Consider the following 17,409-nt stretch of genomic DNA (forward strand, 5'->3'; position numbering starts at 1 on the left):
CTGCGGAGGGTGAGGGGGTGAGGGATATCGAGATCAACTGCATCGCCGCCAGCCGGACCTGGCGGGGCGGCGTGGTCGTCGACGACGACGTACGCCCCGATGAGGTGGCCGCGGAGATCCGCGACCCCGACAACCTCGTCTGGATCGACCTGTTGCGCCCGGACGTCGGCGAACTCGCGGTGCTGGTCCACGAGCTCGGCCTGCCCTCGACGGCCGTCGAGGATGCCTTGGCACCGTTCGAGCGTCCCAAGGTGTCACGGCATGAGGACTACCTCTTCTTCACCGTGTACGCGACGCGCCTGAAGCCGCACGACCATCTCGACCCGACGAAGGGTCGGATGGAGTTCAGCAGGGTCTCCGGCATCATGACGCCGCACGCCCTGGTGACGATCCGCCTCGACGACGGCTTCGACATGGCACGGGCGGAGCAGAGCTGGCGCGAGGACGTGGACCTGATGCAGTACGGCGCCGGAGCGCTCGTGCACGGCCTGCTCGACGTGGTCGTCGACGGACATTTCGACACCATCCAGGCGCTCGACGACGAGACCGAGCAGCTGGAGGACGTCCTGTTCGGCGCGAGCCACCCGAACGCCGGCTTCATCCGGCAGCTCTACGGGCTGCGCAAGGACCTTGTCGACCTGCGCCGCGTCGTCCTGCCGATGCGTGAGGTGGTGAACGGGGTGCTGCGCCACCGCACCGGCGACCACCCCGAGCTCGACTCCTGGTACGACGACCTCTACGACCATGTGCTGCGCGCCGCCGAATGGACCGAGTCGCTCCGTGACATGGTGGCGACGATGTTCGAGACCCACCTGTCCCTGCAGGACTCGCGGCTCAACCAGATCATGAAGAAGCTCGCCGGTTGGGCCGCGATCATCGCCGTCCCGACGGCGATCACCGGCTGGTTCGGCCAGAACGTCCCCTACTGGGGGTTCAACCAGCCGTGGGGCGTCGGGCTCAGTGTGGGGCTGATCCTGGTGTCCTCTGTCGGGCTGTATCTGCTCTTCCGGCTCAACGACTGGGTGTAGATGAGTCGCGGACACTTCTACGCGGACGGCGACATCGCCGAGATCTACCGCTGGTTCGCCGCCGAGGCGGCCGCCACGTCGCCGACCTGGCAGGCGGTCTCGGAGTGGGTCGCTCGGACCGCGTCGATCGCCGACCGTCTTGCCGGGCTGCCCGGCATGAAGCGCCAGCCGCAGCTGTTCCTGGCTGCGCTGCGCCGACTCGACGCGCCGCTGACCCCGGGTCCTGCACTCGAGGGCTGGATCGCCCACCATTGGGACGCGGTGCAGCGGACGATCCTCACCCACTCCACCCAGACCAACGAGGTCGGCCGGTGTGCCGTCCACCTGCCGCTGCTCGCCGGGCTGGCCGCGGAGTCCGGGCCGATCGCCCTGGTCGAGGTGGGATCCTCGGCCGGTCTGTGCCTGCTGCCCGACGCGTACGCCTATCGCTACCGCTTCGACGATCGGCCCGAGCTGACGCTGGGGGCGGGCACACCGGTGATCCCGTGCCGGATCAGCGGGGCCACCCCGGAGCAGGTGACGTACGCCTCGCCGGCCATCGCCTGGCGGTGCGGGATCGACACCGCTCCGCTCGACCCCACCGACCCGGAGGTCGCCGCCTGGCTGCGGGCGCTGATCTGGCCAGGACAGGCGGAGCGCGAGGACCGCCTCGCCGCCGCGCTCGCGACGGCCACCGCCCTCGGCGCCGCCACGGGTCGGCCGCCGGTGCCGGTGGTGACCGGCGACGCCCTGGAGGCCCTGCCCGACGTGGTCGCCGAGGCCCGCAGGCATGCGGACACCGTGGTGGTGATGCACACCGCCACCCTGTCGTACGTGTCCCGTGACCGTCGGGCCCGCTTCGGAGCACTGGTCGGTGGACTCGGGGCGCGCTGGATCTCCTGTGAGGGGGAGCGGGTGGTGCCCGAGGTCCGTGACCGGCTGGCCTCCGGGACGTACGACGGGCCGCCCTGTTTCGTGCTCGCCCTCGACGGTCGACCGTTGGCCCGGGTGGGCCAGCACGGCGGCTGGATCGACTGGCTCTGAGCATCGGCGTCCCGAGGAGGCACCGCCCGGCGCGGGTGCCGCCGGCATCCGGCGGATCCTGGCCAGCCCGTCCTCGGGTCTGCCCGGCGGGCGGTGTGCGGGGTCACACTGGAGGCATGACCGAGTACGTGGTGAAACGCATCCACGACGATCCGGAGGCCACCGACGGCCTGCGGGTGCTCGTCGACCGGCTCTGGCCGCGGGGCATCGCGAAGGAACGCGCGGCGTTGGACGACTGGGCCAAGGACCTCGCCCCGTCCCCGGAGCTGCGGATCTGGTTCGACCACCGGGCGGACCGGCTGGAGGAGTTCTCCGCTCGCTACCGCGGCGAGCTGGACGCCCGGCCGGAGGCCGCCGGACGGGTGGCGCAGTGGAGTTCCCTGGGACGGGTGACCCTGCTCTACGCCGCGAAGGATCCGGTCGTCAACCACGCCGTGGTGTTGCGCGACTGGCTGGTCGAGGCCGCGTCGGATCGACCTGCCGACCCGACCTGACCAAAGGGCGACCCGACCTGACCAAAGGGCTTGGGGGATCCTCCCGGGTGTCCCCTGAGTGCGAAATCGGTGCCCGGCGGGAATGATGGGGGCATGATCTGGCGCTGGTTGGTGAACTCCCTCGCCGTCGCGGCCGCTACCTATCTGGTGGCGGGCATCACCGTGACCGCACCCGACACGACCGGCATCGTGCTCACTGTGGGCCTCGTCGCGCTGTTGCTGGGCGCGGTGAACACGGTCGTCAAGCCCATCCTCGCGACCCTCACCGGTTGCCTGGTGGTGGTGACCTTCGGACTGTTCCTGCTCGTCGTCAACGCGCTGATGCTGATGCTCACGTCCTGGCTGGCCGGACTGGTCGGTCTGGGCTGGCACGTCGACGGCTTCGTGCCGGCCTTCTGGGGGGCCCTGGTGATCTCGATCGTCAGCTTCCTGCTCGGTGCCTCCCCGTGGCGCCGGGAGCGGGCATGAGCCATCGCTGCGCCGGGGGGCGGCACCCGACGGCCCGGCCGCACCGGATCGCCGCCGATCGGCCGAGGGAGTCGATGACCGGCTGGTGTGCCTACCGCGGCGGGCTATCCCTAGACCCGGACGCCGCCTGTCGGCACCACTGGCTGTTGCTCACCGGATGGCTCAGGACGGACACCGAGTGGTCACGGGAGCGGGGACGCCGCTAGGGTCGGTCCTGCCGGTCGAGTGACCGGCCGGTGCCCGCGTGGGTGCCCGCTCGTAGGAAGGTGGCGGCGTCGTGCTCGTGCTGTTCGACTTCGGGGAGGTCCTCGGACTGCCCCAGACGCCCCGCGATCGGGTCCGGATGGCCGCCGTCGCCGGTGTCGAGCTCGAGGCGTTCAACCATCGCTACTGGGCGAAGCGCCAGGCGTACGACAAGGGCGACCTGACCGCGGGGGAGTACTGGCACGCCATCGCCGGCCGCGGCCTGGCCGAGGAGACCATCGAGGAGCTGGCCCAGCGCGACATCGACAGCTGGCTGCACCTCTCCGAGGCGGTCGTGGCGCTGCACGCCGACCTCGTGGAGCGGGGGATCCCCACGGCGCTGTTCTCCAACGCCCCGGTGTCGATCGCGGACGCCATCGACGACCTGCCGGAGCTGTCCACGATGCAGGCCCGCCTCTACAGCTGCCGGATCCACCTCGCCAAGCCCGATCCTGCGGCCTACCGTGCGGCGTGCGAGGAACTCGACGTCGCTCCCGAGTCGGTGATCATGATCGACGACCGGCCGGTCAACTGTGAAGGTGCCCGTAGCACGGGGATGCAGGCCGTACGGTTCCGCAACCCCGAGCAGTTGCGCGCCGATCTGGAGCCACTCCTCGTCGGCTGACCCCGCGGCGTACGACATGGGACACTCGGCACCATGACTGGAGCGGACACCGGCGGAGTGGCGCCGTCCCGGGCCGAGCGCCTCGACCGGCTGCCCTACACCCGACAGCACCACCGGCTGCTGATCGGCTCGGGCGTCGGCTGGGCCCTCGATGCGATGGACGTCGGCCTGATCTCGTTCGTGATGGCGGCCCTCGCCGTCGAATGGCACCTCGGCGCCACCACCCTGTCGGTGATCGGGTCGATCGGCTTCGTCGGCATGACGATCGGCGCGGCCCTCGGCGGTCTGCTCGCCGACAGGTACGGCCGGCGGCAGGTGTTCGCCCTGACCCTGCTGGTCTACGGTGTGGCGACCGGGGCCGCCGCGCTGTCCTGGTCGGTGGCTGCGCTGGTCGCCTTCCGGTTCGTCGTCGGGCTGGGGCTCGGTGCGGAACTCCCGGTCGCCTCGACTCTGGTCAGTGAGTACGCGCCCCGCCGGATCCGTGGCCGGATGGTGGTGTTCCTCGAGGCGTTCTGGGCGATCGGATGGATCCTCGCCGCACTGGTCGGCTACTTCATCATCCCGGCCTTCCCCGGCGGATGGCGCTGGGCGCTCACCGTCGGCATCGTGCCGACCGTCTACGCACTGGTGGTCCGCTGGGGCCTGCCTGAGTCCGTGCGCTTCCTGGAGCAGCGTGGCCGTACGGCAGAAGCCGAGCAGGCGGTCCGACGGTTCGAGATGTCACCGCCGATGCTGCGCGGCGTCCGGGCGCCACGGGAGCTGCCGGCCGATGTCGACGACATCCGGGCCGGGTCGATCTGGACCCGGCCGCTGGCCGGGCGGACGGCGGCGTTGTGGGTGGTGTGGTTCACCATCAACCTGTCGTACTACGGCGCCTTCACCTGGCTGCCCACCCTCCTGCTCGGCCGTGGTTTCACCCTCACCCGGTCCTTCGAGTACACCCTGTTGATCACCCTGGCCCAGCTGCCCGGCTACCTCGCCGCGGCCTGGTTGATCGAACGGTGGGGACGGCGGATCACCCTCGCGGTCTTCCTGCTCGGTTCCGCCGTCGCGGCGGTGACCTTCGGGCTGGTGTCGGTCGGCGCTCGGCCGGCCGTCGGGGCGGTGCTCGGCGCCGGTGCCATGCTGTCGTTCTTCAACCTGGGCGCCTGGGGTGCGCTCTACGCCATCGGCCCGGAGCTCTATCCCACCCGGCTGCGCGGGACCGGCACCGGGGCGGCGGCCGCGTTCGGGCGGATCGCCTCGATCCTGGCTCCGCTGTCGGTGCCGGTGTTCCTCCGCTGGGGTGGGGAACCGTACGGCTTCGTGCTGACCTTCGCGGTGTTCGGGGTGGCCTTCCTGATCGGCGCGGTCGCGGCGGTCACGTTGCCCGAGCAGCGCGGGCGGACCCTGCTCTGAGGTGCGTCGTCCGGGGTCGGTGGGAGCCGATCGGGCCGGCCGGCGGGGCGCGGTGTCGGAGGCCGGAACGGCCGAGGCGCGACCACAGGCCGACGTACGTTCGCTGTCCTTCGTGCGAGGAAGCCGCTGGTGGCCCCGAAAAGCCACATCCCGTGAAGGTTTCTGTGCCAATCGGGTAACAAGATGTGACGTAGGAGACAATCATCTCGACGTGGGGCGATCGTCCCGGTAACGTCCGCTGCAGCCCGAGGGTCCGTGCCGTGTACTACAGTCCACGTACAACCTTCGTACCGTCCGGAGGTCGTGGAGAGAGCTGCCGGACGAGGCAGTGCAGGACACCCGACCGACCGTCCGGGTGCGCGGACTCGGTGCCAAAGGGGGCGCCGAACCTAGGAGGAAGTTCATGCGTCGAAAAGTTCGTGTGGCCACACTCGCAACAGTGGCCGTCGTATCCATGCTGGCGGCCGCGTGCAGCGGTGGCGGTGGCACCAGTTCAGCCGCCGGCGGCACGGGGGGTGAGATCACGGTCCGCGGGTGCACCCCGCAGAACCCGCTGGTGCCGGCCAACACCACCGAGACCTGTGGCCACTACGTGCTGACCACCCTGTCATCCCAGCTGGTGCACTACAACGTCGACACCGCAGCGCCCGAGATGGACCTGGCCCAGTCGATCGAGACCACCGACAACCAGACCTTCACCGTCAAGCTGAAGCAGGACCGCACCTTCCACGACGGCACCCCGGTGAAGGCCCACAACTTCGTCGATGCCTGGAACTACGACGCGTACGCCCCCAACGGACTGAACGGCAGCAGCTTCTTCGAGCCGATCCAGGGCTTCGACGATCTCCAGTGCCCGACGACCGACACGAAGTGCGCGACCCAGAAGCCGGCCGCGGACAAGATGTCGGGCCTCGCTGTGGTCGACGACTACACGTTCACCATCAAGACGACCGAGCCGGTCTCGAACCTCGCGCTGCGGCTCGGCTACGACGCCTTCGCGCCGCTGCCGGATTCCTTCTTCAAGGATCCCAAGGCGTACGAGGCCAAGCCGATCGGCGCCGGCCCGTACAAGTTCGTCTCCCAGGACGCCTCGAACATCGTGGTGGAGAAGGATCCCGCCTACAAGGGCCAGTGGCCCGGCCACACCGACAAGATCACCTACCGGATCTACCAGTCGACCGATGCGGCGTACGCCGACGTGGTGGCCAACAACCTGGACGCCACCGACGAGGTGCCGACCGGCATGCTGGTCAACGACCAGTGGAAGAGCGATGCGGCTGACCGCAACCTGACGGCCAAGGAAGGCGTCATCCAGGTGGCCGCCTTCTCCCCGGTGGACGAGCAGTTGAAGAACCCGACGCTGCGCAAGGCGATCTCGATGGCGATCAACCGGCCGGAGATCACCAAGCAGGTCTTCCTCGGCACCCGCGCCCCGTCCGACTCCTGGGTCGCGCCGACGGTCGACGGCTACAAGGCCGGTGCCTGCGGTGACACCTGCACCTACAACCCGGACCAGGCCAAGGCGCTCTACCAGCAGTCCGGCGGCTACCAGGGCACCCTCACCCTGGCGGTGAACGGTGACGGCGGCCACAAGCCGTGGGCCGACGCGACGTGCAACTCGATCAAGAACACCCTCGGCCTGGACTGCCAGGTGATCGTGACGCCGGACTTCAAGACCCTGCTCGACCAGATGGAGAACCGCGAGCTCAAGGGCATGTTCCGCTACGGGTGGCAGATGGATTACCCGTCCATCGAGGACTTCCTCACCCCGATCTACCAGACCGGCGCCTCGTCGAACTACTTCAACTACTCCAGTGCGGAGTTCGACGGCCTGTTGAAGGCGGGGAACACCGCGAAGACCTCGACCGAGGCGAACGCGAAGTGGCAGGAGGCCGAGCAGGTGCTCGTGAAGGACCTGCCGACCGTGCCGCTGTGGTCCACCACCCGTCCGGTGATCTGGTCGACGAACGTGACCAACGTCAAGGTCGACCCGTTCGGCGTGATCGTCTACTCGGCTATCCAGAAGAAGTGACGCCGGGTCCACGGTGATTCCCTGACCCGTGACGCATCGGCCCGCCGGGACCACACCCGGCGGGCCGGTGCGTGCACCATCCGACCGCGGCCCGATCCGGGCCGCGGTGTGGGTGGGGACACGGTGGCGTACGCCGCGGATCTGCGCGTACGCCGGGGATTCCGCCCGGTTCGAGAGGAGCAAGCATGGGTACCTACATCGTCCGCAGGTTGTTGCAGATGATTCCGGTGCTGATCGGGTCGACGTTCCTGATCTTCCTGATGGTCTTCGCACTGCCCGGCGACCCGGTCGCCGGGCGTTGTGGCGAGCGGGCCTGCCCGGAGGCGTACGTCGCGAAGTTCACCCAGGACTACCACCTGGACAAGCCGGTCCTGGTCCAGTACGGCTACTACGTCGGCAAGCTGGTCCGCGGTGACCTGGGCACCAACTTCTACGGCAACTCGGTGCTCCACGAGCTCGCGGTCCGGTTCCCGACCACCCTGCGGCTGGCCGTCATCGCGATCCTGTTCGAGATCGTCGTCGGCATCGGCGCCGGGGTCTGGGCCGGGATGAGACGTGGGCGGTGGCCGGACACCGTGGTGACGATCGGCAGCCTGCTGATCATCTCGGTCCCCATCTTCGTCATCGGCGCTCTCGCCCAGCTGATCTTCGGCATCAAGCTGGGGATCTTCCCGGTGACCTCGACCTCCGGAACGTGGTGGCAGTTGCTGTTGCCGGGTCTGGTGCTCGGATCGGTCTCGGTGGCGTACGTCGCCCGGCTGACCCGGACCAACCTGGTCGAGAACCTGCGGGCGGATTACGTACGCACCGCGAAGGCGAAGGGCCTGGGACGCGGCCGGTCGATCGGTCTGCACACCCTGCGCAACTCCCTGATCCCGGTCGTCACCTACATCGGCGCCGACTTCGGCGCCTTGATGGGCGGCGCGATCGTCACCGAGCGGATCTTCAACATCAACGGGATCGGTAGCTTCATCTTCCGCTCCATCTCCCAGCGTGACGGCGTGTCGGTGGTCGGCGCGGTGGTGATGCTGGTCTTCGTCTACCTGCTCATGAACCTGCTCGTCGATCTGCTGTACGGCGCGCTCGACCCGAGGATCAGCCATGAATGACCGTCAGGACCTGGCCGCGACCGAGCTGGAGGACGACCGCCGGTCCGCCTTCGCCCCGCAGGACCGGGTGGCCGTGCTGGAGGACGCGATCATCCCCTCGGCGGGCGACGCCGACCTCGGCCAGGCGCGGTCGTTGTGGTCCGACGCCTGGTACGAGATGCGCAGTCGGCCGCTGTTCTGGATCTCTGCGGCGCTGATCCTGTTGGTGGTGCTGATGGCGATCGTGCCGCAGCTGTTCACCTTCTTCAGCCCACAGCCGGACCCGCAGTACGCCGACCTGTCCAAGGCGCGGCAGGCGCCGTCGGCCCGGGCCTGGTTCGGGTTCGACGCCCAGGGCTACGACGTCTATGCGCGGACCATCTGGGGTGCTCGTTCCTCGATCCTGGTCGGTCTGGGGGCCACCCTCGCGACCACCCTGATCGGTGCCGTGATCGGCATCTTCGCCGGCTACTTCGGCGGCTGGTGGGACATCATCCTGTCCCGGCTGGGCGACGTCTTCTTCGCCATCCCGCTGCTGCTGGGCGGCATCCTCGCCCTCTACACCTTCCCCAACACTCTGGACACGCCCTACCTGGTGATGGTCGCCAAGGTCGTCCTGGCGCTGGGTATCCTCGGCTGGCCGAACATCGCCCGGCTGATGCGCTCCTCGGTGCTGCAGGTCAAACCGCACGACTTTGTCCAGGCCGCTCGGGCACTCGGTGCGAAGCCGGGGCGGATCGTCTTCTCCCACATCCTGCCCAACGCCATCGCCCCGGTGATCGCCGTGGCGACGATCAACCTGGGCATGTACATCGCGCTGGAGGCGACGCTGTCCTTCCTCGGCATCGGCCTGGCACCGCCGGCCATCTCCTGGGGTGTGGCGATCTCCGACGCCTCGGGGATCGGGCTGGTCCGGTCGACCCCGCACATGCTGCTCTTCCCGTCCCTGTTCCTGTCCGTCACCGTGCTGGCGTTCATCCTGCTCGGCGAAGTCGTCCGTGACGCCCTCGACCCGAAGCTGCGCTGAGAGGAGCGAGCCATGACCACCACGAACCCCCCGGCCACGCCGGCCACCCCCGTCACTTCCCCTGCTCCCACGCTGCCGGCCGGGCCTGCGGCCGCGGCCGTGCCGACCACGCCCGGCACCCGCGCCGCCCGGCGCCGACAGCGCCTCACCCGGGCCTGGACCCCGGTGGACCGTACGTTGCTGCAGGTCGAGGACCTGCACGTCGAGTTCCGCACCCGTGACGGCATCGCCCGGGCCATCAACGGGGTGAGCTTCGATCTGCACCAGGACGAGACGCTGGCCGTGCTCGGCGAGTCCGGGTCGGGCAAGTCGGTCACCGCCCAGGCGGTGATGGGCATCCTCGACTCACCGCCGGCCTTCGTCACCGGCGGTGCGGTGAAGTACTGCGGCACCGACCTGCTCACCCTCGACGAGAAGGTGATGCAGACCGTCCGTGGTGCCGAGATCTCGATGATCTTCCAGGACGCGCTGAGCTCGCTGAACCCGGTCTTCACCGTCGGGTGGCAGATCGCCGAGATGTTCCGCGTGCACCGCGGGATAAACCGTCGCGACGCCGAGGACCAGGCCGTCCGGTTGATGGAGCGGGTCCGCATCCCGGCGGCCCGGGAGCGGGTGCAGAACTATCCGCACCAGTTCTCCGGCGGCATGCGCCAGCGCATCATGATCGCGATGGCGATCGCGCTGGACCCGCACGTCCTGATCGCCGACGAGCCCACCACCGCCCTGGACGTCACCGTGCAGGCCCAGATCATGGACTTGCTGAAGGAACTGCAGGCCGAGTCGCACATGGGGCTGATCCTGATCACCCACGACCTCGGCGTGGTCGCCGACGTGGCCGACCGGATCGCGGTGATGTACGCCGGCCGGCTGGTCGAGAAGGCCGACGTCTTCAACCTGTACCGCGATCCGGCCCACCCGTACACCCTGGGTCTGCTGGAGTCGATCCCGCGCCTCGACCAGCAGGGCGAACGGCTCACCGCCATCGGCGGCCTGCCACCGAACCTCACCCGGATCCCGGCCGGTTGCCCGTTCAACCCGCGCTGCCGGTTCGCCACCGACATCTGCCGGGTCGGCCAGCCGCCGGAGCTGCTCGAGGTCGCCGCCGGACGGCGGGTCGCCTGTCACCACTACGACCACGTGCTCGGCCAGGGCCTGCTCGAGGCCGACCAGCGCACCGAAGGGGGCACCCGATGAGCGCCGAACCGATCCTGAGGGCCGAGGGACTGAAGAAGTACTACCCGATCCGCAGGGGTGTCACCCGCCGCCGGGTCGGCGACGTCAAAGCGGTCGACGGAGTCTCCTTCGAGCTGTTCCCGGGCGAGACGCTCGGCGTGGTGGGGGAGTCGGGGTGTGGCAAGTCGACCCTCGGTCGTCTGCTGGTCCAGCTCGAGCAGCCGACCGAGGGGAAGGTGTGGTTCGAGGGCCGCGACATGTTCTCGCTGTCCGCCGACGCGCTGCGCCGTGCCCGCCGCGACATCCAGATCATCTTCCAGGACCCGTACACCTCGCTGAACCCGCGGATGACGGTCGGCGACATCATCGGCGAGCCGCTGGAGATCCATCCGGAGGTCACCCCGAAGGGCGGTCGGCGCCGACGCGTCCAGGAACTGCTCGATCTGGTCGGGCTCAACCCCGAGCACATCAACCGCTACCCGCACCAGTTCTCCGGCGGGCAACGCCAGCGGATCGGCATCGCCCGGGGCCTCGCGGTCAACCCGAAGGTGATCGTCTGCGACGAGCCGGTGTCCGCCCTCGACGTGTCGGTGCAGGCCCAGGTGGTCAACCTGCTCCAGGACCTGCAACGCGAGCTGGGTCTGGCGTACGTGTTCATCGCCCACGATCTCTCGGTGGTGCGCCACATCTCGGACCGGGTCGCCGTGATGTACCTCGGCAAGGTGGTGGAACTGGGCGACGAGCACCAGATCTACGAGCGGCCGACCCATCCGTACACCCAGGCGCTGCTGTCGGCCGTGCCGGTGCCGGACCCGTCGGCCCGGGAGACGAAGCAGCCGATCCTGCTCACCGGCGACGTGCCCTCGCCGGCCAACCCGCCGAGCGGCTGCCGGTTCCACACCCGGTGCCCGCTGGTCCAGGCGCACCCGGAGTTCCTGGAGCGTTGCAGCACCGAGGAACCGCCGCTGGACCTGCACGACGACGAGACCGGCCGGCACCCCAGCGCCTGCCACTTCGCCCGGCGGTTGGTGGACGCCTAGGCTGGCGGGCGTGACTTCCACCACGCCTGCCGCTGACCGCCGACTGATGCTCGTCCACGCCCATCCCGACGATGAGGCGCTGATGACGGGCGCGACGATGGCGTCGTACGCCGCCGACGGGGTGGCGGTGACCCTGGTGACCTGCACCCTCGGGGAGGCGGGCGAGATCGTCAGCGACGATCTCGCCCACCTCGCCGACGGGGGGCCCGATGCCCTCGGCCGGCAGCGGCTCGGCGAACTGGGCGAGGCGATGGCCGCGCTCGGAGTGACCGACTTCGTCCGGCTCGGCGGCGACCACCGATTCCGGGACTCCGGGATGGCCTGGGCCCCCGACGGGACGGCGACCGTGGCCGACACCACCGACGAACGTTCCTTCCACGCCGCCGACCTCCTGGAGGCCGCCGACGAGCTGGTGCCGCTGATCCGGGATCGCCGCCCGCAGGTGCTGATCACCTACGATCAGTTCGGTGGCTACGGCCACCCCGACCACGTCAAGGCTCACCGGGTGGCGACGTACGCCACGGCCCTGGCGGCGGTGCCCAGCTACCGCCCCGACCTGGGCGCACCCTGGCAGGTCCGACGGCTGCTGTGGACGGCGATGAGCAGTTCCCAGATCGCCCGCGGCATCGCCACGCTCGACGCCCGAGGCCTCGCCGAGGTGCTCGACGGCATGCCCACGGATCCGTCCTCGCCGATGCTCAGCAGTGACGACGAGATCGCCGTCGAGATCGACGCCCGCGCGCAGGCGGGAGCCAAGCTCGCGGCCCTGCGCGCCTACCGCAGCCAACTGCGCGCCGACGAGGGCTTCCTGAGCCTGCCCGAGGACATCGCCCTGGAGTTCTGGGGCCGGGAGCACTACCGGTTCGCCGGCGGTGAGCCACTGCCCGCCGGAGGGTGGGCCGACGACGTCTTCGCCGGCCTCTGACCGATCGGCAGAGCCCGGATCCGTGGGGCCTGATCGTCGCGACTCGGATTCGTTGGATCCGAATTCGTTGGGATCCGGATTCGTTGCGACTGGGTCACAAGTGGGCTGTGGGCCGGCCCTGAGGCTGTGACGAAGCACAGCCTCACCTACGATGTGGCAGTCCAGAGTCGTCCGAGAGGAACTCCCCGCGCATGTCCATCGATCCGAGCGTGAGAGACCGTCGAGTGCGGATCACCGCGATTGCCGCCGGAGGTGTCGTCGCCCTGCTGGGGGCGACCTACCTGGCGACGTACGCCATCGCGGGCGACGCCGTCCCGCGGTCGGCGACCGTCGCCGGGGTGGCGATCGGCGGCCAGAGCCCCGACCAGGCAGCTCGCACGCTGGAGGACGCGCTGGGGCCGCGGGCCACGGCGCCGGTGACGTTGTCCGTCGGTGACTTCTCGGTCGCGGTCGTCCCGGCCGACGCGGGCCTGTCCGTCGACGCGCCCGCTTCCGTCGCCGCCGCCGGGGCGGGCCGGAGCTGGGCGCCGGGCCACATCTGGAAGGCGCTGACCGGCGGCGGAGAGACCGCTCCGGTGCCGGCGATCGACCGGGCCGCGATGGACCGGACGACCACGCAGGTCTCCGACGACGGCAAGGCCGATCCCCGCAACGCGACCCTGACGTACGACGACAACGCCCAGCCCCAGATCGAGCCCGGCGTGCCCGGTCGGACGATCTCCCCGGCCGCCGTCGAGCGTGCCCTGGTCTCCGCCTTCCCGGTGTCGAACGCCGCCACGCTCGACGCCGAGGCACCCGAGCCCGAGGTGAGCACTGAGGAGGCGGAGCAGGTCCGCCGCGACTGGGCGGATCCGGCGGTGTCCGGGCCGGTGACCGTCAACGCCGGAGACGCGGGCAGCTTCCAGGTGACCCCGGCGATGATCGCCTCCTCGACGTCGTTCGTGGTGCAGGACGGCACGTTGGCTCCGCGGCTCGACGCCAAGCGCCTGGAGACCGCCACCAAGCCGGCGGTCAAGCAGCTCAAGGGCGTCCAGGAGGGGCAGGACGCGACCTGGCAGCTCGGCGCGGGCAAACCGACCATCGTGCCGTCCAAGGACGGGCGGGGCGTCCCCCGCGACGAGCTCGTCAAGGTGCTCCAGCCGGTGTTGACGGCGCAGGGCGACCAGCGTCGGGCCTCGGTGACCGTCGGCTCGGTGCCGGCGGCGTTCACCACCGAGGATGCCCAGAAGGCCGACGTGGCCGGTGTCATCGGGCAGTTCACGACGTACTTCCCGCACGCCGACTACCGCAACACCAACCTCGGCCTGGTGGCCAGCAAGATCAACGGGTACGTGGTGCTGCCCGGCGAGACGTTCTCCCTCAACGACGTCGTCGGACGACGGGACGCCGCCTCGGGCTTCGCCGACGGCTGGGTGATCCAGGGCGACCGTGAGGTCAAGGAGGTCGGCGGTGGCGTCTCGCAGAGCGCCACGACGATCTTCAACGCTGCCTTCGCGGCGGGCCTGGAGGACGTCGAGCATCATCCGCACACCCTGTACTTCGACCGTTATCCGGCCGGCCGGGAGGCGACGGTCTACTACGGCTCCCTCGATCTGCGGTTCCGCAACGACACCGACCATGTGGTGGTGATCGAGGCGCATCGGGTGGCCTCCACCCCCGGGAGCCAGGGGTCGCTGACGGTGAAGCTGTGGGGCGACTCGCCGTACGACAAGGTGATCACCTCGGACCCGGTGAAGTCCGGCTTCACCACCCCGGGCAGCAAGACGATGAGTGGTCCGGACTGCAGTGCCCAGCCGGCCTTCCCGGGTTTCACCGCGAGCTACTACCGCGCCTTCATCAAGGACGGCGTGGAGGTGAAACGGCAGAACTACACCTGGAAGTACTCCACCGGCGACGCGATCACCTGCTCCTGAGTCCGTACGCGGTGAACCCCGGCAGGAGCCGGTCACAGCCGCGCACCTGGACGTTGCGGGCGTCCCGGTAGGCCGCCCAGCGGGCCAGTGCGGTGACGACCTGCTCGGCCCGATCGCCGTCGGCCAGTCGGACAGTCGCCCACTCACCGACGACGATGGCGCGGCCCACAGCGGTGCCGAGCGCACAGGCGGCCGTGCCGTCGCCGGTGTCGTATGCCTCCGGCCGCTGCGTCGGGACGTCGCCGCCCAGCAGGTCGCCGAGCCGCGCCACCTGGCACAGCTCTCCCGACCCGCGGTCGGCAGCGTCTCCACCGTCGGGGTCGGGGTCGTCGGCGCCGGGGTGGGGATCGGGGTCGTCAGCGCCCAGTCGCCGGTCGATCGCCATCCTGTCGAGCAGCACCCGGTCGGCCGCCTGCGGGTCGCGGCCGCGCGGCACCTGCGGCACTCCGCGCCAGGACTCGAGGCTCGGCCAGCCGAGCAGTCGGGGCGTGAGGGTGCGGTCGAGAAGTGTCAGGCCCTCGGGGTCCATCCGGTGCACGTAGCCGATCAGTTCGCGTGGTCCTCGATCGTCGTGCCAGCGCAGCGCGATGCGCTGCCCGGGGACCGGCAGGTCACCCATGACACACTCCTCTCGTCCGGCGGTGACGCGCAATACTAAAGTCAGCGTGACGGGCGGTTGGGTCGACCGACCGGCGAGGCTGGGCGGTGTCCCAGGCCCGTCACTACCATCGTGCCCCTCGGGCACTGTGAAATAGAGGAGCTCATTGTGACGTACATCATCGCGCAGCCCTGTGTCGACGTGAAGGACCGTGCCTGCGTCGACGAGTGTCCGGTCGATTGCATCTACGAGGGCGATCGCATGCTGTACATCCACCCTGAGGAGTGCGTGGACTGCGGCGCCTGCGAGCCCGTCTGCCCGGTCGAGGCGATCTTCTACGAGGACGACCTGCCCGAGGAGTGGAAGGACTACTACGACGTCAACGTCCACTTCTTCGACGGGCTCGGGATGCCCGGCGGCGCCGCCAAGCTCGGCCCGCTGGCAAAGGACCACCCCGCGGTCACCGCGCTGCCGCCGCAGAACAAGGACTGACCGGCGGCTCGTACGGGCGTACGCCTCCTCCTGGGGGCGTACGCCCGCGTCGTCTCGGCGGGCGTGCGGCCGGAGCAGGTCGCAGGAGCAGGCCGGCAGGAATCAGCAGCAGGGGCAGGTCCAGCCGGAGACAGCGGCCGCGGGGGACCGGATCGGCCGGAAACAGCGGCCGCACGGGACGGTGGCGGCACCGTCGTATGATCGGGCGGTAGCCGACTGCCGACGTACGCCCCGCGGACGCCCTGACCCTGAGGACCGACCTGACATGACCTCCCGACCGAGCCCTGCGCGCACCACGATGCCGACGGGACGGACGGGCCGGCGCCGCGTCGCCGACGTGCTGCCGGACTTCCCCTGGGACACCATCGCCGGAGCCCGGGCGACCGCCGCGGCCCACCCGGACGGGATCTGCGATCTGTCGGTGGGCACCCCGGTGGACCCGACCCCCGAGCTGGCCCGCCGCGCACTGGCGGACGCCGCCGACGCGCATGGCTACCCGACGACGATGGGCACGGCCGCGCTGCGCGACGCGATCGTCGACCAGATGACCCGCCGCTGGGGTGCGGTGGGGCTGGGCCGCGAGGGAGTCCTGCCGGTGATCGGCACCAAGGAACTGGTCGCCTGGCTGCCGACCCAGCTCGGGCTGGGCCCCGACGACACCATCGTGGTGCCTGCGGTGGCCTACCCGACCTACGCCGTGGGCGCCCGGCTGGTCGGTGCCCGGATGGTCCCGGCGACCGACCTGGACTCGCTGCGGGCCACCCTCGGGGATGTCCGGCCGGCGCTGATCTGGCTCAACTCGCCGTCCAACCCGACCGGCGAGATCCTCGACGCCGCCGCCATGCGCGGCTGGGTCGGGTACGCCCGGGAGACCGGTGCGGTGCTCGCCTCCGACGAGTGCTACGGCGAGTTCGGCTGGGACGCCGAGCCGTGGTCGGTGCTGCACCCCGAGGTCTGCGGGGACGACCACGCCGGGCTGCTGGCCTGCCACTCGCTGTCCAAGCGATCCAACCTGGCCGGCTACCGGGCCGGGTTCGTCGCCGGTGACGCCGGGATCGTGCAGGACCTGCTGGAGCTGCGCAAGCACACCGGGATGATGATGCCCGGACCGGTCCAGGCGGCGATGGCCGCGCTGCTCGGCGACGATGCCCACGTGGCCGCGCAGCGCGAGCGCTACCTGGCCCGTCGGGCCGTGCTGCGCCCCGCCCTGGAGGCCGCCGGCTACCGGATCGACCACTCGGAGGGGTCGCTCTACCTGTGGGCGACCCGCGGTGAGGACAGCCGTACGACACTCGACCGGCTGGCCGCCCTGGGCATCCTGGCGGCTCCGGGCGACTTCTACGGCACCGCAGGCACCCAGCACGTACGGATCGCCCTCACCGCGACCGACGAGCGGATCGCCGCTGCGGCGGCCCGGCTCACCGCTGCTGTCTGAGCGTCGGACGACTCCGACACTGGCGCCCGACCCGCCGCGGGATTGGCCGGCCGGGGCGGGCTTCGTTCTTCCTGGCGTCCTCGGGTCCCTGGCATCCTCGGGTCCCTGGCGTCCTCGGGTCCCTGGCGTTTGTTTGGGTTCCGGGCGTGGTCTCGGCTCGTGGGCGTGGTCTCGGCTCGTGGGCGTGGTCTCGGCTCGTGGGCGTGGTCTCGGGTCGCGGGCGTGGTCTCGGCTCGCGGGCGTGGTCTCGGCTCGTGGGCGTGGTCTCGGATCGCGCGGGGGCCGGGGGTGTTTCGGGTCTGGCGGTGCCTCGGATCCCCGATCATTCTCGGGTTGGCCGACGGTAGAAGTCTTCCCCGACGCTATTCGGCCGTAGAAGGTCGGGGTTCCTTGCGAGGGTCGGGGTT

General features: G+C 70.2%; 16 protein-coding genes. 15 read left to right on the forward strand and 1 reads right to left on the reverse strand.

The genetic code is table 11. From position 1 onward, the window contains the following. The first annotated feature begins 17 nt into the window (after window positions 1–17). The 13 genes from R0146_RS09600 to R0146_RS09660 all read left to right on the forward strand — a co-directional run bounded on the left by R0146_RS09600 (window position 18) and on the right by R0146_RS09660 (window position 14,477). A complete protein-coding gene (locus R0146_RS09600) occupies window positions 18–1,028 on the forward strand; it encodes a magnesium transporter CorA family protein (protein WP_317689098.1) in 1,011 nt (336 codons plus the stop codon). Further along, window positions 1,029–2,051 (forward strand): DUF2332 domain-containing protein, encoded by a 1,023-nt coding sequence (locus R0146_RS09605; protein ID WP_317689099.1) that lies wholly within the window; start codon window positions 1,029–1,031, stop codon window positions 2,049–2,051. A gap of 116 nt (window positions 2,052–2,167) precedes the next feature. After that, window positions 2,168–2,545 (forward strand): DUF488 domain-containing protein, encoded by a 378-nt coding sequence (locus R0146_RS09610; RefSeq protein ID WP_317689100.1) that lies wholly within the window; start codon window positions 2,168–2,170, stop codon window positions 2,543–2,545. Between the two features lie 93 nt (window positions 2,546–2,638). After that, window positions 2,639–3,013, forward strand: a complete 375-nt coding sequence (locus R0146_RS09615) for a phage holin family protein (protein ID WP_317689101.1) — start codon at window positions 2,639–2,641, stop codon at window positions 3,011–3,013. A gap of 277 nt (window positions 3,014–3,290) precedes the next feature. Next, window positions 3,291–3,881: an HAD family hydrolase gene (locus R0146_RS09620; RefSeq protein ID WP_317689102.1), complete on the forward strand. Its 591-nt coding sequence runs from the start codon at window positions 3,291–3,293 to the stop codon at window positions 3,879–3,881. 33 nt (window positions 3,882–3,914) lie between these two features. Continuing rightward, on the forward strand, window positions 3,915–5,279 hold the full coding sequence (locus tag R0146_RS09625; RefSeq protein WP_317689103.1) for an MFS transporter: 1,365 nt from the start codon (window positions 3,915–3,917) through the stop codon (window positions 5,277–5,279). 439 nt (window positions 5,280–5,718) lie between these two features. Beyond that, window positions 5,719–7,311, forward strand: a complete 1,593-nt coding sequence (locus tag R0146_RS09630; RefSeq protein ID WP_411567134.1) for a peptide ABC transporter substrate-binding protein — start codon at window positions 5,719–5,721, stop codon at window positions 7,309–7,311. 185 nt (window positions 7,312–7,496) lie between these two features. Then, a complete protein-coding gene (locus R0146_RS09635; protein WP_317689105.1) occupies window positions 7,497–8,420 on the forward strand; it encodes an ABC transporter permease in 924 nt (307 codons plus the stop codon). After that, the gene (locus tag R0146_RS09640) at window positions 8,413–9,426 is read left to right on the forward strand and encodes an ABC transporter permease (RefSeq protein WP_317689106.1); all 1,014 of its coding nucleotides are present in this window, start codon (window positions 8,413–8,415) and stop codon (window positions 9,424–9,426) included. The genes R0146_RS09635 and R0146_RS09640 overlap by 8 nt, the downstream gene beginning before the upstream one ends. Window positions 9,427–9,438: 12 nt before the next feature. After that, the gene (locus tag R0146_RS09645) at window positions 9,439–10,620 is read left to right on the forward strand and encodes an ABC transporter ATP-binding protein (protein ID WP_317689107.1); all 1,182 of its coding nucleotides are present in this window, start codon (window positions 9,439–9,441) and stop codon (window positions 10,618–10,620) included. After that, complete coding sequence (locus R0146_RS09650) at window positions 10,617–11,639, forward strand: ABC transporter ATP-binding protein (RefSeq protein WP_317689108.1); 1,023 nt, start codon at window positions 10,617–10,619, stop codon at window positions 11,637–11,639. Before R0146_RS09645 ends, R0146_RS09650 begins: the two co-directional genes overlap by 4 nt. 10 nt (window positions 11,640–11,649) lie before the next feature. Continuing rightward, a complete protein-coding gene (gene mshB, locus R0146_RS09655) occupies window positions 11,650–12,564 on the forward strand; it encodes an N-acetyl-1-D-myo-inositol-2-amino-2-deoxy-alpha-D-glucopyranoside deacetylase (protein ID WP_317689109.1) in 915 nt (304 codons plus the stop codon). A 191-nt stretch (window positions 12,565–12,755) separates the two neighbouring features. Further along, window positions 12,756–14,477: a VanW family protein gene (locus tag R0146_RS09660; protein WP_317689110.1), complete on the forward strand. Its 1,722-nt coding sequence runs from the start codon at window positions 12,756–12,758 to the stop codon at window positions 14,475–14,477. Here R0146_RS09660 and R0146_RS09665 read toward each other — a convergent pair. Next, window positions 14,464–15,096, reverse strand: coding sequence for a hypothetical protein (locus tag R0146_RS09665; protein ID WP_317689111.1), 633 nt, complete (start codon window positions 15,094–15,096; stop codon window positions 14,464–14,466). The genes R0146_RS09660 and R0146_RS09665 overlap by 14 nt on opposite strands. A 147-nt stretch (window positions 15,097–15,243) precedes the next feature. On the opposite strand from R0146_RS09665, the gene fdxA reads away from it, so the two are divergent. Together fdxA and dapC are read left to right on the forward strand one after the other, a co-directional pair. Further along, window positions 15,244–15,567 (forward strand): ferredoxin, encoded by a 324-nt coding sequence (fdxA, locus tag R0146_RS09670; RefSeq protein ID WP_317689113.1) that lies wholly within the window; start codon window positions 15,244–15,246, stop codon window positions 15,565–15,567. 298 nt (window positions 15,568–15,865) lie between these two features. Beyond that, window positions 15,866–17,002: a succinyldiaminopimelate transaminase gene (gene dapC / locus R0146_RS09675; RefSeq protein WP_317692364.1), complete on the forward strand. Its 1,137-nt coding sequence runs from the start codon at window positions 15,866–15,868 to the stop codon at window positions 17,000–17,002. Window positions 17,003–17,409 lie beyond the last annotated feature (407 nt).

This window comes from Raineyella sp. LH-20 (genome assembly GCF_033110965.1).
Taxonomy (GTDB): domain Bacteria; phylum Actinomycetota; class Actinomycetes; order Propionibacteriales; family Propionibacteriaceae; genus Raineyella.